The following is a 22552-nucleotide window of genomic DNA, read 5'->3' as shown; positions in this document are numbered from 1 at the left end:
AAGTCCGTACCTCTGTCATCGGTCATCGATGGACCACGCAGGTGCGCGGGCCACTACTCACCGCGTTCCCACCCGGTGCCGGGTGCGACGCGGTGCTTCAAGTCTTACTCAGCGCCCCGTGAGGCGCCTGGCGTTTTCCAGGTGGCCGGTCAGCCGCTCCTGGATGCGCAGGGTGGCCTCGTCGAGGGCCTTGCGCGTGCGCCGTCCGCTGCCGTCGCCCGCGTCGAAGGGGTCACCGAAGACCACGTCGATACGGCTGCGGAGCGCCGGCAGCCCCTTTATCAACCGTCCGGGACGGTCTGTGCTTCCCAGTACGGCCACCGGGACGATCGGCGCACCGCTGCGGACCGCGAAATACGCGAGCCCGGCGCGCAGCGAGGCGAAGTCGCCGTCGCCCCGGGTGCCCTCGGGGAAGATCCCGAGGACGCCGCCCGCGGTCAGGACGTCCAGCGCTCCGGTGATCGCCGTCCGGTCGGCGGTCGTGCGGTCCACCTTGAGCTGGCCGATCCCGGTCAGGAACGGATCCAGCGGCCCGATGAACGCTTCCTTCTTGATCAGGAAGTGCGTGGGCCGCGGGGCCGTGCCCATCACCATGGGGCCGTCGACGTTGTGCGAGTGGTTCACGGCGAGTATCGCCGGGCCGCTCGCGGGCACCTTCCAGGCGCCCAGGACGCGCGGCTTCCACAGGCCGTACATCAGCCCGACGCCGATCTTGCGGCCTACCTCCGCACCCTTCTCGGAGGCGGTCTCCGTCACTTTGCGGCCCGCTTCTCCTCGACCAGGGTGACCACGCACTCGATGACCTGCTGCAGCGTGAGGTCGCTGGTGTCGACCTCGACGGCGTCGTCCGCCTTGGCGAGCGGGGAGGTCTTGCGGCCGGAGTCGGCCGCGTCCCTCTTGAGCAGGGCCTCGCGGGTGGCGTTGACGTCCGCGCCCTTGAGCTCGCCGCTGCGGCGGGCGGCACGGGCCTCGGGCGAGGCGGTCAGGAAGACCTTGAGGTCGGCGTCCGGCAGCACGGTGGTGCCGATGTCACGGCCCTCGACCACGATGCCCTTCTCGGCGGCCGCGGCGATGGAGCGCTGCAGTTCGGTGATCCGGGTGCGCACCTCGGGCACCGCGCTGACCGCGCTGACCTTGGAGGTCACTTCCTGCGTACGGATCGGACCGGCCACGTCCGTGCCGTCGACCGTGATGGTCGGGCCCGAAGGGTCGGTGCCCGAGACGATCTCCGGCTTGTCCGCGGCGGCGGCGATGGCGGCCGGGTCCGTGATGTCGATGCCGTTGTGCACCATCCACCAGGTGATCGCCCGGTACTGGGCGCCGGTGTCCAGGTAGCTCAGGCCCAGCTGGGCGGCGACGGCCTTCGACGTGCTCGACTTGCCCGTGCCGGAAGGTCCGTCGATGGCAACGATCACTGCGGTGGCGGTGGTGTCCACGGGGCTTGGAGCGCCTTTCGTCGGGCGGTGAGGAGTGCAGGGCGGCGCAAGGGCCTGTCGGGAGTTTCCCGTCGTCGCCCGAAGGGCGGCCGTGCGGCGTCCGGTGCGTGCGATCGCAAGGCGCCGGAGTGCCCTCGTGGCGGAGCCACGTGGGCGGTCCGGCAACGCCGCGAGCGCGCGTGCCGGGCGTCGCACGGCAGACGGGAAACTCCCGACAGGCCCTTAGAACGCCGCCCACAAGGTTACTGGCTCCTGCAACGGCGGCCGACCGCCCCACTGCCGCAAGGGCCGCGGCCCCCGACCGCCCCGCCGCGGGCACCCCGGCCGCCCTACTGCCGCAGCGCCCAGCCGCGCTCCCGCAGCGCCCCGGCCAGGGCCGGTGCCACCTTCGGGTCGACGAGGAGCTGGACGACACCGGCCTGCTGGCCCGTGGCGTGCTCGATGCGGACGTCCTCGATGTTCACGCCCGCCATGCCGGCGTCGGCGAAGATCCGCGCGAGCTGGCCCGGCTGGTCGGAGATCAGTACGGCGACCGTCTCGTACGCCGTCGGGGCCGAGCCGTGCTTGCCGGGCACCCGTACCTGGCCGGCGTTGCCGCGGCGCAGCACCGTCTCGATGCCGGTGGCGCCGCCCTGCCGCTTGGCCTCGTCGGAGGACTGCAGGGCCCGCAGCGCGCTCACCGTCTCGTCGAGGTCGGCGGCCACCGCCGAGAGCAGATCGGCGACCGGTCCCGGGTTCGCGGACAGGATGTCGATCCACATCCGCGGATCCGATGCGGCGATCCGCGTGACATCACGGATGCCCTGGCCACAGAGGCGTACAGCCGTCTCCTCGGCGTTCTCCAGGCGCGCGGCGACCATGCTGGACACCAGGTGCGGCATATGGGAGACCAGCGCCACCGCGCGGTCGTGGGCGTCCGCGTCCATGACGACGGGAACGGCGCGGCAGAGCGCGACCAGCTCCAGGGCGAGGTTCAGAACCTCCGTATCGGTCTCACGGGTCGGCGTGAGCACCCAGGGCCGGCCCTCGAAGAGGTCCGCGGTGGCCGCGAGGGGCCCGGAGCGCTCCTTGCCGGACATCGGATGCGTGCCGATGTACGAGGAGAGGTCGAGGCCCAGTTCCTCCAGCTCGCGCCGCGGCCCGGCCTTCACGCTGGCGACGTCCAGATAGGCGCGGGCCACACCGCGCCGCATGGCGTCGGCCAGGGTGGCGGCCACATGCGCCGGCGGTACGGCGACGATCGCGAGGTCCACCGGTCCGATCGGCGGCTCGTCGGTGCCGGCGCCCAGAGCCGCGGCCATCCGGGCCTGCTCGGGATCGTGGTCGGCGAGGTGGACGCTGACGCCACGGCTCTGCAGGGTGAGCGCGGCGGAGGTACCGATCAGTCCGGTGCCGATGACGAGGGCGGTTCTCACTGGGCGATGTCCTTGCGCAGAGCGGCGGCGGCGCCGAGGTAGACATGGGCGATCTCGGAGCGCGGCTTGTCGGACTCGATGTGCGCGAGGACCCGTACGACACGGGGCATGGCGCCGGCGATGTCCAGCTCCTGGGCGCAGATCAGCGGGACGTCGGTGATGCCGAGCTTGCGGGCGGCGGCCGCCGGGAAGTCGCTGTGCAGATCGGGCGTCGCCGTGAACCAGACACTGATCAGGTCGTCCGCGGTAAGCCCGTTGCGGTCGAGCACCTCGGTCAGCAGCGCGCCGACCTGCTCGTCCATGTGCCCGGCCTCGTCCCGCTCGAGTTGGACCGCGCCCCGGACCGCTCGTACCGCCACCGTGCTGCTCCTTGTCCGTGCGCTTGTCCGCGCGACCTGCCTGCGCGACGTGTCCGCGCTACCTGCCTGCGCCGACTTGTCCGCGCGACCTGCTCCTGAACCGCTCTCCTGAACTGCTCCGAACAGCGTAGTCAGCGCGGGCGCGGACAGCGCGCGGCGCCCGTCTGCCGAGACGGGCGCCGCGTGAGGAGAGGGTGGTCGGGGCCCTCAGCTCCGTGCCTGCTACAGGTTCTGCTGCTTCATGAGCTCGTCGAGCGAGCTCGGCACCTGCCCCTGCGGCGTCAGCTTGTCGACGGCCTGGGGCAGCTGTGCGGCGATCTCGTTGGCCGCCTGCTCCTCGGTGATCCCGTTCTTCTCCGCGACCTCGTGCAGCGTGTCCGTCGGCAGCGCCTGCTGCACCTGCTCACCGGTCACCGGCTTGTTGTCGCCGGTACCGACCCACGAGTCGGCCTGTTCGGACAGGCCCGCCTTGTTGAGGCCCTCGAGCAGTCCGGACAGCGGGTTGTTCCCGCCACCGCCGGAACCGCCGCCGCCCAGGAAGGACTGCAGCAGCTGGGCGAGGATGTTCCCGCCGCCTCCGCTGGAGCCGCCTTGTCCGCCGCCCAGCAGGCCGCCGAGGAGGCTGCCGAGGTCCGGTCCGCTGTTACCCGCCATGGTCTCGCCTTTCCAGAGGTGTGGCCGGGGCTCCGGCGGCCGTACCGCAGGAAGCCCCCCACCTAGCGTTGACAGGTCAAATGTCACCCGATCCCCGCACTCCTGCCACTTGGCGCAAACCGGGCCATGCGTACCTCTGGACGGTGGCGGCCCGGGTCCGCTTGCATGGGTGGGCTCAGCCTTTTGCGCCTCGGGGGAGGCTCGTATGACACGCTCCGGACCCCTCTTCACCCTTCTCGGCGGGCTGCTGCTCGCCCTGCTGCTGCTGACGTTCAACGCGACGACCGGGACGAAAGCCGCGCCCGCCGGCGACAAGGTCGCGCCGTCGGCGAGCCCGACCGCGAGCCCGTCGTCGAGCCCGAGCGCCGGCGCGGCGCCGACGAGCGAGGCGCCCACACCCACACCGTCGAAGACACAGGCTCCCGACGCCGACTACGCGGGCCGTACCGACGACGACTCCTCGGCGATCGCGGTGACCGTGCGGGACGGGAAGGCGGTCGCGTACTTCTGCGACGGACGCGACCGGGAGTCCTGGCTGAAGGGCGATGTCGCCGGCGACGGTTCGATGAAGCTGACCGGCAAGAACGGCGCGCGGCTCGACGCCTCGCCGAAGGGCGGCAAACTGACCGGCACGGCGAACGTCGACAAAAAGACCTTCACCTTCACCGCCGACCGGGCGAAGAAGCCCTCGGGCCTGTACCGCGCGACGCAGACCGTACGCGGCGCCCGTCTCGACGGCGGCTGGATCGTGCTCCAGAACGGTGCCCAGGTCGGCATCCTCACCCGCGACGGCGCCCGCGAGCCGGCCCCGGAGATCGACCCGTCCTCGGGCTCGGTGACGGGTGAGGACCTCACCGCCGAGCCGGTCACCCCCTGATCTTCGCCCTACGAGCAGCCCTCCGTACGAGAGGCAGGAACCGGGCATGAGCGTCGACCCGAACGCCGTCACGCAGGACTTCCCCTCACCTCCGGCGCACGGGCGCCCGCACCCGGCCCGCTATCTGATCCCCGTCTTCGCGGCCGGCCTGGTCGCGGTGGGCCTCGGGGTGTACGGAAAGACCCACGACCCGGCCGGCACCTCGTTCAACCTGGCGGGCTTCAGCAGCACGGGAGCGGTCAAGTCCTGGCTGGGGACGGGGGCGTTCGCCTTCGCGGTGGTCCAGTTGCTGACCGCGCTCGCGATGTACGGGCGGCTGCCGGGCGTCGGCGCCAAGCCCTGGATGGCGAAAACGCACCGCTGGTCGGGACGTATCGCCTTCCTGCTCGCCGTCCCCGTGGCGGTGCACTGCCTGTACGCACTCGGCTATCAGACCTTCGACACCCGCGTCATGTGGCACTCGCTGCTCGGCTGCTTCTTCTTCGGCGCGTTCACCGCGAAGATGCTGCTCCTGCGCCATGAAAGGCTGCCGGGCTGGCTCCTGCCGCTGGTCGGCGGGGTGGTGTTCGCGGGGCTCGCGGTGGTGTGGGTGACGTCGGCGCTGTGGTTCTTCCGGACGTTCGGGGTGACGACATGACGTACGGAATCCATGCCCGGCCGACGTACCGGATCGAGGTGACGACATGACGACACGGCGACGCACCGTCCTCGCCGCGGGCGCGCTCGCGCTTCCGGCCGTCGCGGGCTGCGAGAAGTACGGGGACGAGCAGCCGGAGCCCGAGCCGCCGGCCGAAACGGACGGCAAGCAGCCGAGCAGTCCGGACGCGTCCGGCGGCGAAAAACAGCCCGGGGCACCGGAGTTGGCGAAGACCTCGGACATCGAGGTGGGCGGCGGCAAGGTCTTCGAAGGGGAGAAGGTCGTCGTGACACAGCCCGCCGCCGGGGACTTCAAGGCCTTCTCCGCCGTCTGCACGCACTCGGGCTGCATCGTGGCGAACGTCGAGGACGGCACCATCAACTGCACGTGCCACGGCAGCAAGTACGCCCTCGACGACGCCTCGGTGCAGGGCGGTCCGGCGCCGAGCCCCCTGGCGCCCCGGCAGATAAAGGTCGAGGGGGACTCGATCACTCTGGCGTAGCCTCGCGCCATGCTTCCCGAAGACCATGCGGCCCTGATCCGCGAGCACACGATCTACTCCTGTGTGATGGGTTCGCGCGCCTTCGGCCTGGCGACGGAGACGAGCGACACGGACGTTCGGGGTGTCTTCCTGGCCCCGACCCCGTCGTTCTGGCGCTTCTCGAAACCCCCGACGCATATCGAGGGTCCCGCGCCGGAGCAGTTCTCATGGGAGCTGGAACGCTTCTGCGAACTGGCCCTGCGCGCCAACCCCAACATCCTGGAGTGCCTGCACTCCCCGCTGGTCGAGCGCATCGACGACACGGGCCGCGAACTCCTCGCCCTGCGTGGCGCGTTCCTGTCCTTGCGCGCCCATGACACCTTCGCCCGCTATGCGCTCGGCCAGCGCAAGAAGCTCGACGCGGACATCCGCACGCACGGCGCCCCGCGCTGGAAGCACGCGATGCATCTGCTGCGCCTTCTGATGTCCTGCCGCGATCTGCTGCGCACGGGCGAGCTGGTCATCGACGTGGGCGACGCCCGCGAGGACCTGCTCGCCGTGAAGCGGGGCGAGGTCGCCTGGCCGGAGGTGGAACACCGTATGAACACGCTCGCGGACGAGGCTTCCGCCGCAGCACCCAAGTCCCCGCTCCCCGCCGAGCCGGACACGGCGGCGGTCGAGGACTTCCTCTTCCGCGTACGGCGCCGTTCGGCGGGCCTGTGACTCCCCCGCCCGTCATCACCCCCGGCTCGCCCGCGTCCCGCCCCCAACCCACGCTCCCTTGCGGCGACTTGCTGCTGCGCCCTTGGCAAGCAGGCGACGCCGCGGCCTTCCTCGCCGCCTACCAGGACGAGACCATCCGCCGCTGGCACACCCGCCGCCCGTCCTGCGAGGCCGACGCCCTGAAGTGGTTCGACACCTACCGCAGGGACTGGGCGACGGAGCGGGGCGGGCACTGGGCGGTCGCGGGGGTCCCCGGCCAGGTACTCGGCCGGATCGCCCTGCGCGGCTGGGATTTCGACGACGGCCTCGCCGACGTCGCGTACTGGGTGGTCCCGGCGGCCCGCGGCGGGGGCGTGGCGACACGTGCCGTCCAGGCGCTGACCGCCTGGGCCATGGAAGAGGCCGGCTTCCACCGCCTCACCCTGGACCACTCGACGCACAATCACGCCTCCTGCCGAGTCGCGACCAAGTCCGGCTACGACCTGGAGGGCACCAAGCGCAGCGCGGCCGTCCACGACGACGGCCGCCACGACATGCACCTGCACGCCCGGATACGGGAGGCCTGAGCGCCCAACGGAGCGTCCAACCCCCAGCCCGTCCGGCGTTTGAGGACGAGCGCCTTAAGCGCGATACGGGGGCAAGGGGCGAAGCCCCAAGAGGGGGTACAGGGGGCGAAGCCCCCGCAAGGGTGCCCACCCAAGGGGCCCGGGGCGCAGCCCCGGTTTCGGGAAGGGGCGGGTAGGGGAAATCAGCCCGCCGCAGGCGCCCACCCACCTACCCGCACCCGACGACGAGACCCCACCGCTCGCACCCGGCACCCGGCACCCGGCACCCGGCAGCGAGGCCGAACCCGGCACCAAGACCTCACCCCAAACCCGACCCACCCGAAACCTCACGCATCCCACAGCGCCCCGAGCGAGACCAGCTCGCTGTGGTACTCGATGCGGTCCGCCCACTCGGCGGGCCAGCAGGACGCCCCCAGGTGGGCCCCCGCGAACGCCCCCGCGAGGCACGCGAGCGAGTCCGAGTCGCCCGACGACACCGCCGCCCGCCGCAGCGCGGTGACCGGGTCCGACGGGAACATCAGGAAGCACAAAAGCCCGGTGGCGAAGGCCTCTTCCGCGATCCAGCCCTCCCCCGTGGCCAGACACGGATCGGTCTCCTCGTTGGCCGAGCGCAACGCGGCGTCGAGCCGGGCCAGGATCTCCAGGCACTCGTCCCAGCCGCGCGCGATGAAGTGCTCCGGCATCGGATCCTGCGCATACGTCCACAGATCACCGAGCCACCGCTCGTGGTACGTGGTGCGGTTCTCCAGGGCGTACGACCGCAACAGCCCGACCAGGGCCATGGGGTCCGCACCCTGGGCGAGCAGGTACACCGCCCGCGCCGTCAGATCCGAAGCCGCGAGCGCCGTCGGATGCCCGTGCGTGAGCGCGGACTGCAACTGGGCGGCGCCCGCGCGCTGTTCCTCGCTCAGGCCGGGCACGAGCCCGATCGGCGCGACCCTCATATTCGCCCCGCAGCCCTTGGAACCGATCTGGCTGGCCTGCTGCCAGGGCCGGTCACTGTCCAGCTGCCGGCAGGCGACCATGCAGGTACGGCCCGGCGCGCGGTTGTTCTCGGGCGAGTGGTACCACTCCACGAACTCCGGCCGTACCGCGTGCTCCATCCGCTTGGGCCCGAGCAGCCCGCGGTCCATGGCCGTCCGCAGCCCGCGCCCGAGCGCGAGCGTCATCTGGGTGTCGTCGGTGACGATCGCGGGCTTCGGCAGGTCCAGCTCGCGCCAGGGACCGAACGAGGCGAGGATCGCCGGCACGTCTTTGAACTCGGTCGGAAAGCCGAGCGCGTCCCCGAGCGCGAGCCCGATCAAGGAGCCCGTCGCGGCCTGCTTGGTGTGCCCGTTCATCGTGGAGTTCCTGGGTGTGTTCGTCGGCGAGGTCATCAGAGTCGTCCTTCCGGTCGCAGAAGAGGGGGGTGCAGGGCGCCGGCGGTGCCCGCCCGGTACAGCGCCGCGGGTTTGCCGCGTCCGCCGGTCAGCCGCGCACCCCCGGGCACGGGCTCGACGAACCCGGGGGTCGCGAGGACCTTGCGCCGGAAGTTGGGCCGGTCGAGGGCCGTGCCCCAGACGGTCTCGTAGACCTGCTGCAGCTCGCCGAGCGTGAACTCGGGCGGCAGGAAGGACGTGGCGAGACAGCTGTACTCGAGCTTGGCGCCGATCCGTTCGTGCGCGTCCGCGAGGATCACGTCGTGGTCGAAGGCCAGCGCCCCGAAGGTCCCGTACGGCCGCCACTCGGCCCGCGCCGCGTCCCCGCCGCCCCGCGGCTCCGGCAGACCGGGCCCGAGCGCCGCGAAGGCCACGGACACGACCCGCATCCGAGGATCGCGATCGGGTTCGCTGTAGGTCCGCAGCTGCTCCAGATGCAGCCCCGAAAGGTCCGAGATCCCCGTCTCCTCGGCGAGTTCACGCCGCGCGGCCGTCTCCGCGGACTCCGCCGGCAGCACGAACCCGCCGGGCAGCGCCCACCGCCCCGCGTACGGCTCCTGTCCGCGCTCGACGAGCAGCACCTGCAGCGCACCGTCGCGGACCGTGAACACCGCGAGATCCACGGTCACGGCGAACGGGGCGAAGGCATGAGGGTCGTACCCCTCGGGCACGACGGCATTCCCCTCGGGCACGACGGCATTCCCCTCGGGCACAGTCGCGTCCCCTTCGGGCACAGATGAGTTCATCGCTTCTCCGGGAGCGGATCGGTGAAGTGCCAGCCGGCACCGAGGAGTCCGTCGACCGCGGCCACGGCTTCGGCGAGGCGCTTGTCGTGTGCCCCCGTCAGGAAGCGGAAGTCCCGGCCGGTACGGACGAGTTCGGCGCGGAAGCGTTCGGTCATCCACGGCCGCAGCTCCTCCCCCTCACGCAGCCCGTCGTCCTCGAAGGCCACACCCTCGTGGTCCGTGAGCAGCCACAGATGCTGCCCGGCCGGCTCGGGTCCGACCGGATAGGAGCCGCCCATGTACCGCTCGTGCCAGACGGTCGTCGCAAAGGCGTCCGTGTCGCAGAAGAGCACGGGCGAGCCGAGCCGCGCGGCCGCGTCCTCACGCCGCCGCTGCTCCCGCGCGATCACCGGGAACTCCTCCGAGGCGAACGCGACCTCGGCCCACTCGGCCCCGGGACGCACCGCCCGCAGCTCCGCCAGCTTCCGCTCGCTGAACTCCCGCCCGTACTCGTCCACACAGAGCGTCCCGGCCCAGATCCCACCCCGCGCCCGGTAATGCTCGGTGAGCGCCCGCGCCAGCGTCGTCGTCCCGGTGGACTCGGCCCCGAGCACGACGACCCGGCGCGTGAGCGCGGCCCGCACGGGCTCGGCCAGGAACTCCCAGTTGCCGACGGGATCCTTGCGCACGGCCGTCCCGGACACCGGATGGAGAGATCTCGACACGTCGACACTCATATGCCGCGCCCCGAACCGCCGCGCCAGCTCGTCCCCGTACGCCTCCGAGGAGAACACCGCGTCGACGCGCTCCGGCACAGCCGCCCGGAAGACGGCCATATGGGCGGACCACACCTCGGGGTCGTGCAGATCCATCGCGATGTCGTCGACGGCTCCGACCACCCGTACATCCGGATGCACCTCCCGCATCCACGCCACGCGCCGCTCCAGCGGAACGGACTCGACGGAGGCCGCGCACACCAGGACGGTGAGCCGCTCGCACCGGGCCGCGGCCGTCCGCACCAGATGGTGGTGTCCGGCGTGCGGCGGATAGAACTTGCCGAGCACCAGACCGTGCCCCAGGCGCGCGGTCATGCCGCCATCACCGCTTCCCTGACCACCAGTTCACGGCGCCAGTTGCGCAGCCCCAGCACGCACAGGGCCATGAAGCCCACGTACAGGAGTGAGGTCAGATACAGCTCCTTGTGCGCGTAGAGCGGGATGTAGACCACGTCCGCCGCGATCCACAGCCACCACGATTCGAGCCGCTTGCGACACTGTCCATAAGTCGCCATCAGCGACAGGGACGTGGTCAGCGCGTCCCAGAACGGGACCGTGGAGTCGGTCGCGCGGTCGAGCAGGAGCGTGATCGCGAGCGTGCCCACCACCCCTGCCGCGCCCAGCCAGATCCATTCGGTACGCGTCGTACGACGCACCGGCAGCGAATCCGAGGAGCCAGGACCACCCCCGTGGGCCCAGGTCCACCAGCCGTACGCGGCAAGGGTGATGAAGACCAGCTGAAGACCGGCGTCCGCGTACAGGCCGGCCTGCGTGAAAAGGAGGATGAAGAACAGGTTGTTCGCGATCCCGATCGGCCAGTTGGCGATGTGCTGGCGCGCCACCAGCCAGACGCAGAGCGCCCCGCTGCCGAAGCCGAGCACCTCGGTCCAGCTCACCGGGGTGTCGAGCAGCGTGAACAGCGGCTGCTGCAAGGGTTCGAGTAGCTCCGCGAGACTCACGCCCGCCTCCTTTATGGTCAGAACGACTATAAAGGAGGCGGGCACGGAATCACAAGGCGTTTCAGGCGCCCACGGCTTCTCGTACGGTCCGGTCCGTCTCCGGAGCGCCCGGATCCCGGCGCTTGCGCGGTACGAACAGGGCCACACCCGCTCCCGCGGCGGCCACCGCGGCCGTCACCCACAGCCCGGGCACGGCCCCGTCGACAAAGGAACTCGGCGACGCATAGCTGCCGTTGCGCGCGAACACCAGCGCGGCGATGGCGACACCGAAGACCGCGCCGAGCTCCCGCAGCGCGTTGTTGACGGCGGCCGCGACCCCCGCGTCGGCCGCGGGCACGGCGGAGGTCACGGCGTTGGCCGCGGTCGGGAAGACCATCGAGATGCCGACGCCGGCCACGATCAGCGGCACGACGAGCGTCCCGTACCCGACCCCCGGTTCCGTCAGCGCGGCAAGCAGACCGAGACCGACGGCCTGGAGCGCCATGCCTGCGATCATGAAGGGACGGTTGCCGTACCGGTCACCGAGCGCGCCCGCGATCGGCGCGACGAACAGCGGCGTCGCCGTCCATACGAGGATGCGCAGACCCGCGTCGAGCGGGGAGTTGCCGAGGCCCAGCTGGAAGAGCTGCGAGATCAGGAACAGCGAGCCGAGCAGCGAGACGAACTGCAGGAAGACCGCCCCGTTCGCGGCGGAGAAGCCACGGTTGCGGAAGTAGCGCAGCGGCAGCATCGGATACCGCGTCCGCCCCTCCCACCGCAGGAACGCGGCCAGGAGCGCCACACCGCAGACCAGCGCCCCCAGAACCTCCGCACTCCCCCAGCCCACCACAGGCGCCCGGGCCGGCGCCCAGGTCAGACCCAGCAGGCCTGTGGCCACCAACACCTGTCCGGTCAGATCGAGTTGGGGCCTCGGGCCACGGCTCTCGCGCAGCTTGAGCAGAGCGAGCGGGATCATCACCACGCCGAGGGGCACATTGATCCAGAAGATCCACTCCCAGGACAGACCCTCGGTGACCGCCCCGCCGAGCACCGGTCCCGCTGCCACGCCGAGACCGCCGATCCCGCCCCACAGACCGATCGCCACACCCCGCTTCTCGGCCGGGAACGCCTCGGCGATCAGCGTCAGCGTGAGCGGCAGGACCACGGCGGCGCCCGCACCCTGCACCATCCGGGCCACGATCAGCTGCCCCACCCCGTCGGAGAGCGCGGCCGCCGCGGACGCCACCGTGAACACGGCGATCCCCGCCGCGAACATCCGCCGCCGCCCGAACCGGTCGCCGAGCGCCGCCCCGGTGAGGATCAGACAGGCAAGGGCGAGGTTGTACGCATTGATGGTCCACTCCAGATCCGACAGGTTCGCCCCCAGATCGGCCTGCAGCGTCGGCAGCGCGGTGGCGACCACCACCACATCGAGCGCGCACAGCAGGGAGCCGATCCCCGCGAGCACCACCGTCCAGGCGCGCACATCGCGCGGTGGAGTCTTCGTCGTAACGGCCATGGCCGTCCCTACCTCTCGTGAGTACTCGGATCACTCACGAGGGGCAGACCCGGCCCGCTCCCGAAAGGAATCGGCCGCCGGTCGATCCGCCTGCGGGCCCGCCGGTCGGTCCGCCTGTCAGTCGAGCACCCGCGGCAGCCCGAACCGCTCGAAGAGCCCCGGGTCCAAGAAGGCCGTGATCCGCCGGATCCGGTCCCCCTGCGGCGTGATCAGCTGTACGGAATGCGCCCGCCGCACCCCGTCGGGCCCGCGCTCGTACGCGGCCACGGCGGGCTGTCCGTTCGCGCCCACGGGCACCATGTGGATCCGCGCCACCGGGTACGCGTCGAGCACCTTGGACTCCATGAAGCCGAAGACGTGCTTACGGCCGCGGAACCACACCAGATACGGCGGCATGTCCAACTCCACGTCGTCGCACAGAAGTCGGGCGAGCCCGTCGGCGTCGGCGTACTCGAAGGCGGCCATGTAGCGGTCCACCAGGGCCCGTTCATCGACCGACGAGGGCTCGGCGACCAGATCCTCCTCGGGCGCCACCTCGTCGAGGCGGGCCCGCGCCCGCTGCAGCGTGCTCTTCACGGCGGCCGTGCTGGTGCCGAGCGCGTCGGCCACCTCGTGGGCCCGCCAGGCGAGCACCTCGCGCAGGATGAGCACGGCCCGCTGCCGGGGCGGCAGATGCTGCAGCGCCGCCACCACCGCCAGGCGCAGACTGCCCCGCGCGGACACGACGGTGGCGGGGTCGACCAGCACATCCGGCAGCGGCTGCAGCCAGGGGATGTCCGTGGCCGGAGCCCCGACCGGTTCGTCGGGCGAGGTGCCCGGCGCACCGAGCCCGGCCGGCAGGGGCCGCCGTGTGCGGTGCTCCATGGCCGTCAGACAGGCGTTGGTCGCGATCCGGTACAACCAGGTGCGCAGGGACGCGCGCGCCTCGTAGGTGTCGTACGAGCGCCAGGCCCGCAGATACGTCTCCTGCACCAGGTCCTCGGCCTCGTCGACCGAGCCGAGCATCTGGTAGCAGTGCGCGAGCAGCTCCCGCCGATGCGCCTGCGCCAGCCGTACGAACTCGTCATGATCCGCCATGCCGCTCTCCTCGCCGTTCCCATGCAGACCCGGCGGGCGGGCAAAAGGAATCGGCCGGACCCGGAAAAGTTCCGGATCCGGCCGATGCCGTACGAAGGCGAGGCCCTACGAAGGCGAAGCCGTAGGAAGGCGAAGCCCTACGAAGGCGAGGCTGCCTACAGCTCGACCTCGCGCATCAGCATCCCGACCTCGGTGTTGCTGAGCCGGCGCAGCCAGCCCGACTTCTGGTCGCCGAGCCCGATCGGACCGAAGTGCGTCCGCACCAGCTTCTCGACCGGGAAGCCGGCCTCGGCCAGCATCCGGCGCACGATGTGCTTGCGGCCCTCGTGCAGAGTGACCTCGACCAGGTAGTTCTTGCCGGTCTGCTGCACGACCCGGAAGTGGTCGGCGCGCGCGTAGCCGTCCTCCAGCTGGATGCCGTCCTTGAGCATCTTGCCGATCTCACGCGGCAGCGGGCCGGTGATCGCGGCGAGATAGGTCTTCTTCACGCCATACCGCGGGTGGGTCAGACGGTGGGCGAGCTCGCCGTGGTTGGTGAGCAGGATGATGCCCTCGGTCTCGGTGTCGAGCCGGCCCACGTGGAACAGCCGCGTCTCGCGGTTGGTCACGTAGTCGCCCAGGCACTGACGGCCGTCGGGGTCCTCCATGGTGGAGACGACACCGGCCGGCTTGTTGAGCGCGAAGAACTGGTACGACTGCGTGGCCACGGTCAGACCGTCGACCTTGATCTCGTCGGATTCGGGCTTCACGCGCAGGCCCTGCTCGAGCACGATCTCGCCGTTGACCTCGACACGGGCCTGCTCGACCAGCTCCTCGCAGGCACGCCGCGAACCGTAACCGGCCCGCGCGAGCACCTTCTGGAGCCGCTCGCCCTCCTGCTCGGCGCCCGGGAAGGTCTTGGGAAGCTTCACGTCCTTCTTGCCGGCGTACCGCTCCCTGTTGCGCTCCTCCTGGCGCGTCTCGTACTCGCGGGAGGTCGCGGGCGTGCTGCGCTTGGCGCCACGGGCTCCGCTGCCCTGCGAGGTACGGGGACCGCCCTTCGCTCCACCGCGCGCCGCTTCGCCACGGCCCCTCCTGGGGCCGCCGTCCGCGGGGTCCACGTCGTAGCGACGCTCCTCGGGGCGCGGATTGCGCAGACGCCCGCTGGCGTTGGTGCCGCCGCTGCCGCCGCCCTGGGGACGCCCGCCGCCACCGCCCTGCGGACGGCCACTGCCGCCACTCTGCGGACGCCCGCCGCCAGCGCCCTGGGGACGGCCACTGCCGCCGCCCTGGGGACGGCCGCCGCCACCCTGAGAACGGCCACCGCCGCTACCGCCCTGGTAGTTCCCGCGGCCACCGCTGGTCCCGCCACTGCTACGGCCACCGCTGTTGCCACCACGGCTCCCGCCGTTGTTTCCGCTGTTCCTGCCGTTGCTTCGCATCAAATTTCCGTCTTGTCGTCTTCCTCGGAATCCGGAGCATCCGGATCGAACGACGGGACCCCTTCCAAGGTGTCGGCCTCGATCGCCTCCGCCTCGGGCAGAAAGGGCGCGAGTTCCGGGAGCTCGTCCAGGCCGCGCAGGCCCATCCGCTCCAGGAAGTAGTTCGTCGTCCTGTACAGGATCGCACCTGTTTCGGGTTCCGCGCCCGCCTCCTCGACCAGACCCCGCTGGAGCAGGGTCCGCATCACGCCGTCGCAGTTCACTCCACGGACCGCCGAGACCCGGGAACGGCTCACCGGCTGCCGGTACGCGACCACGGCAAGGGTCTCCAGGGCCGCCTGGGTGAGCCGGGCCTGCTGGCCGTCGAGGACGAAGCGCTCCACGGCCGCGGCGTACTCGGGGCGGGTGTAGAAGCGCCAGCCGCCGGCGATCAGGCGCAGCTCGAAGCCGCGCTGCTGCATCGTGTACTCGTCGGCCAGCTCCCGCAGGGCGTCGGCGATCTTCCGCCGCGGCCGGTCCAGGATCTTGGCGAGGTGCTCCTCGGTGGCGGGCTCGTCGACGACCATGAGCACCGCTTCGAGCGCGGGCTTCAGCTCGAGCCCGGCGACGTCGAGCAGTCCGGCGGGGGCCTCGTCCGTGGTGCTCACACCTTCTCCTTGCTGTCGGCCTTGTCGTCGGGTACCTCGGGGGGCCGGTCGAACTCGTCCGTGACCAGGGGTTCGTCCCCGTCCGCTCCGGTCCAGCGCACCATGAGCTCGCCGAGGGCCTCGTCCTGGTCGAGCGCCACGGCCTTCTCGCGGTACAGCTCCAGGAGCGACAGGAAGCGGGCCACGACCGTCAGGGTGTCCTCGGTGTCGGCGATCAGCTCGCGGAAGCTCGCCGTCCCCGACTCCCGCAGCCGCGCCACCACGATCCCGGCCTGCTCCTGTACGGAGACGAGCGGGGCGTGGATGTGCTCGACGTACACCTGCGGCTTGGGCTTGGGCTGCATCGCCTTCACGGCGAGCTTGGCGAAGCCCTCGGCCCCGATGCTGATGACGACCTCGGGCAGCAGGTCCGCGTGGTGCGCTTCGAGCCCGACGGTACGGGGGTATCTGCGCGCCTCGTCGTCGAGCCGCCCGCTGAAGATCTCGGCGATCTGTTTGTACGCGCGGTACTGGAGCAGCCGCGCGAACAGCAGGTCACGGGCCTCGAGGAGCGCGAGGTCGCCCTCGTCCTCGACCTCGGCGGAGGGCAGCAGCCTCGCGGCCTTGAGGTCGAGCAGGGTCGCGGCGACGACGAGGAACTCGGTCGTCTGATCCAGATCCCAGTCGCTGCCGAGCCTGCGGATATACGTCATGAACTCATCGGTCACCTTGGACAGCGCGACCTCGGTGACATCGAGCTTGTGCTTGGAGATGAGCTGGAGCAGCAGGTCGAACGGGCCCTCGAAGTTGGCAAGCCGCACCTTGAACTTGCCGTCGTCGACGGGGGGTTCGGCGTCGCCGTCCGGTCCGGTGCCGGGAACGTCCGGTCCGACGTCGGGGACGTCCGGCTCGGCGCCGACTGCCTGATCGGTAACGCTGCTGGGCGGCCCGGCATCGTGATCACCGCTGGGCGGCCCGGCATCGTGGCCGGGTTCCTCGGCGCCGCGACCGGACGCCTCTTCGCCGGGACCGCGCGGCTCGGCCTCTGATTCCGCCGCCTCGTCGCGAACCGGAACGAGCTCGGCCTCAGTACAGGTCGGCTCCGCGCCCCCGGGCACCACACCCGGCGCGGGCACCGCACCAGGCCCCCGCCCCAGCGAACGGCGGCCACGGCGAGACGGCGGAGCGTAAGGGTCGTCGGTCATCGAAGTCCAAGGTGCGGCTGAAAACGGGGGCGGCCCGCGAGGGCACCCCGCAGGCTACCGCCCCGGTGAGCGGCGCCCACGAACGCCGTTCCGAAAACTCACCGCCCGCGCAGCCGCCGGACAAGAATGCTGGCCTCGCCCCGGGACTCCAGGTCCGCGAGCACGACCGCCACGGCCTCGCGCACGATCCGCCCGCGGTCCACCGCGAGCCCGTGCTCCCCGCGCAGGACGAGCCGCGCGTGCTCGAGGTCCATCAGCTCCTCGGCGGAGACGTACACGGTGATCTTCTCGTCGTGCCGCTCACGCCCGCTCGGCCGCCGTGCCGACCGCGCCCGCTTACGGGCGGCGGAAGTGTCCGACTTGGCCGCGCCCTTGCCCCGCGGCGCGTCCTCGGCGGACTGCTCGTCCGCCGACCGCGTACGGGACGCCGTACCCGACTCCGCGTCGGCGGGCGCGTGTTCGGCCTCGACCGGGGCTCCGCCGGCGGCCGCGGCCGCCGCATCGCTCTCGCCGGCCGGCGCGGGCACCCGCGCCTCACCGTTCGTCTGCTTGCGTGGAGACGAGGACTGAAGCGCCATCCCCCCGGTCGTACGGAACAGTTCGTCGGCCCCCGGCAGACTCACTCGGCGTGACACCGGGCGAGCACCTCCCTGGCGAGCTGACGGTAGGCGGCCGCACCAACGGAGTTGGAGGCGTACGTCGTGATCGGCTCACCGGCGACCGTGGTCTCCGGGAAGCGGACCGTGCGCCCGATCACCGTGTGGTAGACGTGATCGTCGAAGGCCTCGACGACGCGCGCGAGCACCTCACGGCTGTGCACCGTGCGCGAGTCGTACATCGTCGCGAGGATGCCGTCCAACTCCAGGTCGGGGTTGAGGCGTTCCTGCACCTTCTCGATCGTCTCGGTGAGCAGCGCGACACCGCGCAGCGCGAAGAACTCGCACTCGAGCGGCACGATCACCTTGTGCGCGGCGGTCAGCGCGTTCACGGTCAGCAGACCGAGCGAGGGCTGACAGTCGATCACGATGTAGTCGTAGTCCTGCATCAGCGGCTTCAAAGCGCGCTGCAGCGTGGACTCGCGCGCGACCTCGCTCACCAACTGCACCTCGGCCGCCGACAAGTCGATATTGCTCGGCAGCAGGTCCATGTTGGGCACCGCGGTCTTCAGGAGCACCTCGTCGGCCGCCATGCCCCGCTCCATGAGCAGGTTGTAGACGGTGAGGTCGAGCTCCATCGGGTTGACACCCAGACCGACCGAGAGCGCACCCTGCGGGTCGAAGTCGACGAGCAGCACGCGTCGTCCGTACTCCGCGAGCGCCGCACCCAGGTTGATGGTCGACGTGGTCTTGCCGACGCCGCCCTTCTGGTTGCACATCGCGATGATCTTCGCGGGCCCGTGGTCCGTCAGCGGACCCGGGATCGGGAAGTACGGCAGCGGCCGTCCCGTCGGACCGATACGCTCCCGGCGCTGGCGGGCAGCGTCCGGGGCCAGCGTGGCCGCGTATTCGGGGTCGGGCTCGTACTCGGCGTCGGGGTCGTAGAAGTGCCCTTCGGGCAGTTCGTCGTAGTCGGCGAAGTGCGTCGGGGTCTCACCACTCCGGTCGCCGGCCATGGCGTTCACTTGATGGCCATCCATGCTCTGGTGGGCGTTCAGCGTCTGCGTGGGGCGCTGCGTGTTCTGTCGCTCCGCGAAGGTTCGTACGGCGACTGAGCCGACAGCGCCGACAGTTTCGAACCTTGAGGGGCCCGACTCCTGCGCAGGCATTCCTGGTTGGCCACCCCCGGGAGTAAATGTCGACTCATTCACAAGTCGTCTTACCTCCTTGGGTGACCAGGAACATTTATCGATAGGTCAGCGTGACACCATGCCGACGGTTGGCGACTCTATGGCGTGTCACCGGTCCGCAGCAACACAATCCGCCGGACCCGGCCCGATGTGTCGGCAAAGGAACAGCCCCCTGTCAAGGGTGGACCGCGGGCGTACGGGGACGCGTCGACTGGTTTCACGGGTGTGCGAAACGGTTAAACAGTTACGTTCGAGGCGAGTTGATCGTCCCTCGCAAAGTGACCGGATACACACCGCGAACGCGGACGGCCGGACCTTGCGAACAAGGTCCGGCCGTCTGCGTCAGGTTGACGCGGGGCGTTGACCGATCAACCGGGAACTGGGCTCAGTTCAGCCGAGCAGCGTGCTCAGTTCGACGTGCTCCATGCCGTGCGCCTCGGCCACGGGACCGTAAACGACCTGGCCCTCATGGGTGTTGAGGCCCAGCGCGAGCGCGGGGTCGCGGCGCAGCGCCTCCACCCAGCCGCGGTTGGCGAGCTCGACGATGTACGGCAGCGTCGCGTTGGTCAGCGCGTACGTCGAGGTGTTCGGCACGGCGCCCGGCATGTTGGCCACGCAGTAGAAGACCGAGTTGTGGACCTTGAAGGTCGGCTCGGCGTGCGTGGTCGGGTGCGAGTCCTCGAAGCAGCCGCCCTGGTCGATCGCAATGTCGACAAGAACACTTCCGGGCTTCATCCGGGACACCAGCTCGTTGGTGACCAGCTTCGGCGCCTTGGCACCGGGGATGAGCACGGCACCGACCACGAGGTCGGCGTCGAGGACGGCCTTCTCCAGCTCGAAGGCGTTGGAGACGATCGCGCGCACCTTGGTGCCGAAGATCTTGTCGGCCTCGCGCAGCTTGTTGACGTCCTTGTCGAGCAGCGTCACGTGGAAGCCGAGCCCGACGGCGATCTGCGTGGCGTTCCAGCCGGAGACGCCGCCGCCGATGACGACCGCCTTGCCCGGGTGCGTACCGGGCACGCCGCCCGGCAGCACGCCGCGGCCGCCGGCGGAGGCCATCAGGTGGTACGCGCCGACCTGCGGGGCCAGCCGGCCCGCGACCTCGGACATCGGGGCGAGCAGCGGCAGCGCGCGGTTCGCGGTCTCGACCGTCTCGTAGGCGATGGCCGTGGTGCCGGACTCGAGGAGCGCGTCGGTGCACTCCTTGGAGGCGGCCAGGTGCAGGTAGGTGAAGAGCGTCTGGTCCTTGCGCAGGCGGTGGTACTCCTCCGCGATCGGCTCCTTGACCTTCAGGAGCAGGTCGGCGGTGGCCCAGACCTCGTCGGCGGTCGGCAGGATCGTCGCGCCCGCGGCGGTGAACTCCTCGTTCGAGATCGAGGAGCCGACACCCGCGTCGTGCTCGATGAAGACCTGGTGGCCGTGGCGTACGAGCTCATGCACGCCGGCGGGGGTGATCGCCACCCGGAACTCGTTGTTCTTGACCTCGCGGGGGATGCCGACCTTCATCGTCGATCACGGTCCTTGACTCAGGGAAATTCACGGGCATAGACGCACGAACCCGAACGCAGAGAGCGCAGCGGGCAGAGGCCGCAGAAGTAGGCGGCGGAGCCAGTCTAATGAAGGATGTCTCGCTGTCTAGCCTTTGAAAGCTTCAATCTGATCTGAATGCACTACGGATTTCGTAGGCCATCGGCTCCAGCCACCCACAACACCGCCCGGTTACTGCGCTCCGTGCAGCTCTTCTCCCAGCATGCGCTCGGCAGCGGCCCTGTGCAGGCCGGCCGCGGCACTGTCCCCGAGCCGGTCCAGGGTGTCCGCGAGCCGCACCTGGAGGGCGGCCTGCAGCCGTACGTCCTCGGCCTTGCGGGCCCACTCCACCGCCTGCCGGCAGGTGCCCAGCGACTCCTCGGGCCGGCCCGCGTACTCCTGCACCCGGGCCATCTCGCTCAGCGCCCTTGCATACGAAGGCACATCGGCCTCCTTGCGATAGCCGGCCGCGGCCGAGCGCCAGCTGCGCAGCGCCTCGCCGTACTGGCCCGCATAGGTGTGCACGGTCCCGAGCCGCCCGTAGAGCCGCGCCACCTCGACGCGCTCGTCGCGCGCGAGCCGCTGGGCGAGCGCGCGCCCGAACCAGTCGGCGGCCCGGTGCCAGTCCCCCAGCTCCTGGTAGGCGCCGCCGATGGATTCCATGGCGCGTCCGGTGGCATACGGGTCGGCGGCGGCACGCGCGGTGTCGAGCGCGCTGCGGTAGCGGGCGAGCGCCTCCTGGGTACGGCCGGTCTGCGCGTCCAGATCGGCGAGATTGAGCAGCGCGGCCGCCTTCTCGCGCGGCAGCTCGCGCCGCGCGGCCACATCGAGGACCAGGGTGTGGATTCCGTACAGCTCGGGCGCGGCCGCCTGGGTGCCCCGGTGGGCCACAAGCGCGCGGGTGAGCGCGGCCATCAACCGCCGTGCGAGCGTGTCGAGTTCACCGTCGGCGACCGCGAGCCGCGCCGACGCGAGCAGCGCGGGCTGGCGCAGCCGCAGCCACTGCGCGGCGGCGGCGGGGTTCGGAAACCGCAGCGCACGCGGCAGTCCGGCGAGCTTCTTGCGGGCCGGCGACCCGTCGGGCTCGGTGACGGCGCGGCAGGACTGCAGCAGCCGTACGGTCCGCTCCAGCATCCGCGCCCGGGCCAACTGCAGTTCGGCGGGCCGGTCCTGGACTTCGGTGAGCGCCTTGAGCAGCGGGTGCAGGGCGCCCGGCACCTCGTACTGCTCACGCTGAGCGCCGACGGGCCGCACCAGACCGAGCGCGGTGAAGTCCTCGAGGGTGGTCCGCGCGGCCGAGACCGAGCAGCCGGCGAGCGCGGAGGCGGTGTGCGGGTCGGCGAGACCGGCGGGCGCGAGGGAGAGCAGTCGCAGTATCCGGGCGGCCGGGGAGGGCAGCGACTCGTAGACGAAGCGGAAGACGCGCGCGAGCGGGTCCGCGGTGGCCGTCTCGTCGTCGGGCACGTGCCGCAGCGCCTTCGAGAGCTCCGCGACGGAGGCCTTGGGCCGGGCGGCGAGCCAGCCGCCGGCGAGCACGAGAGCCGCGGGCTGATGGGCGCAGAGCTCGGCGAGCGACTCGGCGGCCCGCGGGTCGACGGTGATCCGCACCGACCCTGTGCAGCCGCTCAGGAGCTCGAGGGCGGACTTGGTGTCGAGCCCGCCGAGTGTGCAGGGGCGCACATCCGGAATCCCGGTGAGCGGCCCTTCCGCGGTCGCGACGACCAGGCACTCGGGCGAGTCCGGCAGCAGCGGTTCGACCTGGTCGGCGTCGGCCGCACCGTCCAGGACGATCAGCACTCTGCGTACGGAAAGGGCGGTCCGCAGCGACTCGGCGAGCTCGTCCTCGGCCGCGCCGGGCGGAGTCGGGTAGTCGAGCGCTTCGAGCAGGTCACGCGCCGTGCGCTCGGTGGGCACTCGCGTGCCGTCGGGCTCGGCGAGCTTGGCGCGCAGCACGCCGTCCGGATAGCGGCCGGCGAGCTGACCCGCCAGTTCCTCGGCGAGCGCGGTGCGGCCCGAGCCGGGACGGCCCGCGATCAGCAGGACACGGGCGCGGGGCGGCTTCTTGCCGGCCGCGAGAGTGTCGAGCCCCGTGCGCTCGATGTCGGCGCGCAGCTCCTTCAACTCCCGCTGCCGGCCGACGAACTCCGCCGGGGCACTGCGGCCGCGCTCGAGGTCGCCCTCCGCCGCCGTGTGGGTGTCCACCGCCTGATCCGTCACGGGTCATGCTCCCGTCCAGCCGCACCGCCACGGCCGCGGCTGCGGCCGGGGAAGATGACGGGACGCCGAGGTCGTTTCCGGCGTATTCCGTCGACCTGAGCGTAGTTCACGCATCGTGACGAAAGCCGGGGAGCGCGGCGGGTAGATCCCTCGATCGGATCAGCCGATG

General features: G+C 71.1%; 23 protein-coding genes. 5 read left to right on the top strand and 18 right to left on the bottom strand.

What is annotated here, in order from left to right:
- Positions 1–108 precede the first annotated feature (108 nt).
- The 5 genes from G6045_RS08130 to G6045_RS08110 all read right to left on the bottom strand — a co-directional run bounded on the left by G6045_RS08130 (position 109) and on the right by G6045_RS08110 (position 3864).
- A complete protein-coding gene (locus G6045_RS08130) occupies positions 109–696 on the bottom strand; it encodes a lysophospholipid acyltransferase family protein (protein ID WP_206343412.1) in 588 nt (195 codons plus the stop codon).
- Positions 697–752: 56 nt separating this feature from the next.
- Positions 753–1436: a (d)CMP kinase gene (cmk, locus tag G6045_RS08125; RefSeq protein ID WP_165331154.1), complete on the bottom strand. Its 684-nt coding sequence runs from the start codon at positions 1434–1436 to the stop codon at positions 753–755.
- Between the two features lie 329 nt (positions 1437–1765).
- Positions 1766–2851, bottom strand: coding sequence for a prephenate dehydrogenase (locus G6045_RS08120; RefSeq protein ID WP_165331153.1), 1086 nt, complete (start codon positions 2849–2851; stop codon positions 1766–1768).
- On the bottom strand, positions 2848–3210 hold the full coding sequence (aroH, locus tag G6045_RS08115; protein ID WP_165331152.1) for a chorismate mutase: 363 nt from the start codon (positions 3208–3210) through the stop codon (positions 2848–2850). The genes G6045_RS08120 and aroH overlap by 4 nt, the downstream gene beginning before the upstream one ends.
- A 222-nt stretch (positions 3211–3432) precedes the next feature.
- Complete coding sequence (locus G6045_RS08110) at positions 3433–3864, bottom strand: YidB family protein (RefSeq protein ID WP_165331151.1); 432 nt, start codon at positions 3862–3864, stop codon at positions 3433–3435.
- Positions 3865–4069: 205 nt separating this feature from the next.
- Here G6045_RS08110 and G6045_RS08105 point away from each other — a divergent pair, with 205 nt between their 5' ends.
- The 5 genes from G6045_RS08105 to G6045_RS08085 are packed head-to-tail and all read left to right on the top strand — an operon-like array spanning position 4070 to position 7148.
- Entirely contained in the window at positions 4070–4741 is a 672-nt protein-coding gene (locus G6045_RS08105; RefSeq protein WP_165331150.1) for a hypothetical protein, read from the top strand.
- Positions 4742–4787: 46 nt separating this feature from the next.
- Positions 4788–5378: a DUF6529 family protein gene (locus G6045_RS08100; RefSeq protein WP_165331149.1), complete on the top strand. Its 591-nt coding sequence runs from the start codon at positions 4788–4790 to the stop codon at positions 5376–5378.
- Between the two features lie 46 nt (positions 5379–5424).
- Positions 5425–5880, top strand: a complete 456-nt coding sequence (locus tag G6045_RS08095) for a Rieske (2Fe-2S) protein (protein ID WP_165331148.1) — start codon at positions 5425–5427, stop codon at positions 5878–5880.
- 9 nt (positions 5881–5889) lie between these two features.
- Positions 5890–6582, top strand: a complete 693-nt coding sequence (locus tag G6045_RS08090; RefSeq protein ID WP_165331147.1) for a nucleotidyltransferase domain-containing protein — start codon at positions 5890–5892, stop codon at positions 6580–6582.
- 14 nt (positions 6583–6596) lie between these two features.
- Entirely contained in the window at positions 6597–7148 is a 552-nt protein-coding gene (locus G6045_RS08085; RefSeq protein ID WP_408056313.1) for a GNAT family N-acetyltransferase, read from the top strand.
- A 326-nt stretch (positions 7149–7474) separates the two neighbouring features.
- Here G6045_RS08085 and G6045_RS08080 read toward each other — a convergent pair whose 3' ends face one another.
- The 13 genes from G6045_RS08080 to G6045_RS08020 form a co-directional block, all read right to left on the bottom strand.
- Entirely contained in the window at positions 7475–8524 is a 1050-nt protein-coding gene (locus G6045_RS08080; protein WP_235967685.1) for an ADP-ribosylglycohydrolase family protein, read from the bottom strand.
- On the bottom strand, positions 8524–9312 hold the full coding sequence (locus G6045_RS08075; RefSeq protein ID WP_165331145.1) for an NUDIX hydrolase: 789 nt from the start codon (positions 9310–9312) through the stop codon (positions 8524–8526). Before G6045_RS08075 ends, G6045_RS08080 begins: the two co-directional genes overlap by 1 nt.
- Complete coding sequence (locus G6045_RS08070; RefSeq protein ID WP_165331144.1) at positions 9309–10382, bottom strand: AAA family ATPase; 1074 nt, start codon at positions 10380–10382, stop codon at positions 9309–9311. The genes G6045_RS08075 and G6045_RS08070 overlap by 4 nt, the downstream gene beginning before the upstream one ends.
- A complete protein-coding gene (gene pnuC / locus G6045_RS08065) occupies positions 10379–11026 on the bottom strand; it encodes a nicotinamide riboside transporter PnuC (RefSeq protein ID WP_165331143.1) in 648 nt (215 codons plus the stop codon). Before pnuC ends, G6045_RS08070 begins: the two co-directional genes overlap by 4 nt.
- A gap of 61 nt (positions 11027–11087) precedes the next feature.
- Positions 11088–12524 carry a DHA2 family efflux MFS transporter permease subunit gene (locus G6045_RS08060; RefSeq protein WP_165331142.1) on the bottom strand — a complete coding sequence of 479 codons (1437 nt, stop codon included), beginning with the start codon at positions 12522–12524 and terminating at the stop codon, positions 11088–11090.
- Positions 12525–12641: 117 nt separating this feature from the next.
- Positions 12642–13601, bottom strand: coding sequence for a sigma-70 family RNA polymerase sigma factor (locus tag G6045_RS08055; RefSeq protein ID WP_165331141.1), 960 nt, complete (start codon positions 13599–13601; stop codon positions 12642–12644).
- Between the two features lie 155 nt (positions 13602–13756).
- On the bottom strand, positions 13757–15022 hold the full coding sequence (locus G6045_RS08050; protein ID WP_165331140.1) for a pseudouridine synthase: 1266 nt from the start codon (positions 15020–15022) through the stop codon (positions 13757–13759).
- Positions 15022–15669: an SMC-Scp complex subunit ScpB gene (gene scpB / locus G6045_RS08045; RefSeq protein WP_165331139.1), complete on the bottom strand. Its 648-nt coding sequence runs from the start codon at positions 15667–15669 to the stop codon at positions 15022–15024. The genes G6045_RS08050 and scpB overlap by 1 nt, the downstream gene beginning before the upstream one ends.
- Positions 15666–16853 (bottom strand): segregation and condensation protein A, encoded by a 1188-nt coding sequence (locus tag G6045_RS08040; RefSeq protein WP_235967684.1) that lies wholly within the window; start codon positions 16851–16853, stop codon positions 15666–15668. The genes scpB and G6045_RS08040 overlap by 4 nt, the downstream gene beginning before the upstream one ends.
- Positions 16854–16951: 98 nt before the next feature.
- Positions 16952–17488 (bottom strand): hypothetical protein, encoded by a 537-nt coding sequence (locus G6045_RS08035; RefSeq protein WP_165331138.1) that lies wholly within the window; start codon positions 17486–17488, stop codon positions 16952–16954.
- A complete protein-coding gene (locus G6045_RS08030; RefSeq protein WP_206343381.1) occupies positions 17473–18618 on the bottom strand; it encodes a ParA family protein in 1146 nt (381 codons plus the stop codon). Before G6045_RS08030 ends, G6045_RS08035 begins: the two co-directional genes overlap by 16 nt.
- 411 nt (positions 18619–19029) lie before the next feature.
- The gene (gene ald, locus G6045_RS08025) at positions 19030–20145 is read right to left on the bottom strand and encodes an alanine dehydrogenase (RefSeq protein WP_165331136.1); all 1116 of its coding nucleotides are present in this window, start codon (positions 20143–20145) and stop codon (positions 19030–19032) included.
- Between the two features lie 213 nt (positions 20146–20358).
- Complete coding sequence (locus tag G6045_RS08020; protein WP_408056312.1) at positions 20359–22383, bottom strand: tetratricopeptide repeat protein; 2025 nt, start codon at positions 22381–22383, stop codon at positions 20359–20361.
- Positions 22384–22552 lie beyond the last annotated feature (169 nt).

The organism is Streptomyces mesophilus, from assembly GCF_011044995.1.
Classification (GTDB): domain Bacteria; phylum Actinomycetota; class Actinomycetes; order Streptomycetales; family Streptomycetaceae; genus Streptomyces; species Streptomyces mesophilus.
Note: the sequence above shows the minus strand (reverse complement) of the source record. Positions and strands in the feature narration are given on the sequence as shown.

Excerpts from the sequence above, each read along its gene's own strand:
- G6045_RS08130 (WP_206343412.1), bottom strand. The coding sequence starts at position 696 with ATGTACGGCCTGTGGAAGCCGCGCGTCCTGGGCGCCTGGAAGGTGCCC.
- G6045_RS08110 (WP_165331151.1), bottom strand. The coding sequence starts at position 3,864 with ATGGCGGGTAACAGCGGACCGGACCTCGGCAGCCTCCTCGGCGGCCTG.
- G6045_RS08105 (WP_165331150.1), top strand. The coding sequence starts at position 4,070 with ATGACACGCTCCGGACCCCTCTTCACCCTTCTCGGCGGGCTGCTGCTC.
- G6045_RS08100 (WP_165331149.1), top strand. The coding sequence starts at position 4,788 with ATGAGCGTCGACCCGAACGCCGTCACGCAGGACTTCCCCTCACCTCCG.
- G6045_RS08095 (WP_165331148.1), top strand. The coding sequence starts at position 5,425 with ATGACGACACGGCGACGCACCGTCCTCGCCGCGGGCGCGCTCGCGCTT.
- G6045_RS08090 (WP_165331147.1), top strand. The coding sequence starts at position 5,890 with ATGCTTCCCGAAGACCATGCGGCCCTGATCCGCGAGCACACGATCTAC.
- G6045_RS08080 (WP_235967685.1), bottom strand. The coding sequence starts at position 8,524 with ATGACCTCGCCGACGAACACACCCAGGAACTCCACGATGAACGGGCAC.
- G6045_RS08075 (WP_165331145.1), bottom strand. The coding sequence starts at position 9,312 with ATGAACTCATCTGTGCCCGAAGGGGACGCGACTGTGCCCGAGGGGAAT.
- G6045_RS08070 (WP_165331144.1), bottom strand. The coding sequence starts at position 10,382 with ATGACCGCGCGCCTGGGGCACGGTCTGGTGCTCGGCAAGTTCTATCCG.
- G6045_RS08060 (WP_165331142.1), bottom strand. The coding sequence starts at position 12,524 with ATGGCCGTTACGACGAAGACTCCACCGCGCGATGTGCGCGCCTGGACG.
- G6045_RS08055 (WP_165331141.1), bottom strand. The coding sequence starts at position 13,601 with ATGGCGGATCATGACGAGTTCGTACGGCTGGCGCAGGCGCATCGGCGG.
- G6045_RS08050 (WP_165331140.1), bottom strand. The coding sequence starts at position 15,022 with ATGCGAAGCAACGGCAGGAACAGCGGAAACAACGGCGGGAGCCGTGGT.
- G6045_RS08040 (WP_235967684.1), bottom strand. The coding sequence starts at position 16,853 with ATGACCGACGACCCTTACGCTCCGCCGTCTCGCCGTGGCCGCCGTTCG.
- G6045_RS08030 (WP_206343381.1), bottom strand. The coding sequence starts at position 18,618 with ATGCCTGCGCAGGAGTCGGGCCCCTCAAGGTTCGAAACTGTCGGCGCT.
- ald (WP_165331136.1), bottom strand. The coding sequence starts at position 20,145 with ATGAAGGTCGGCATCCCCCGCGAGGTCAAGAACAACGAGTTCCGGGTG.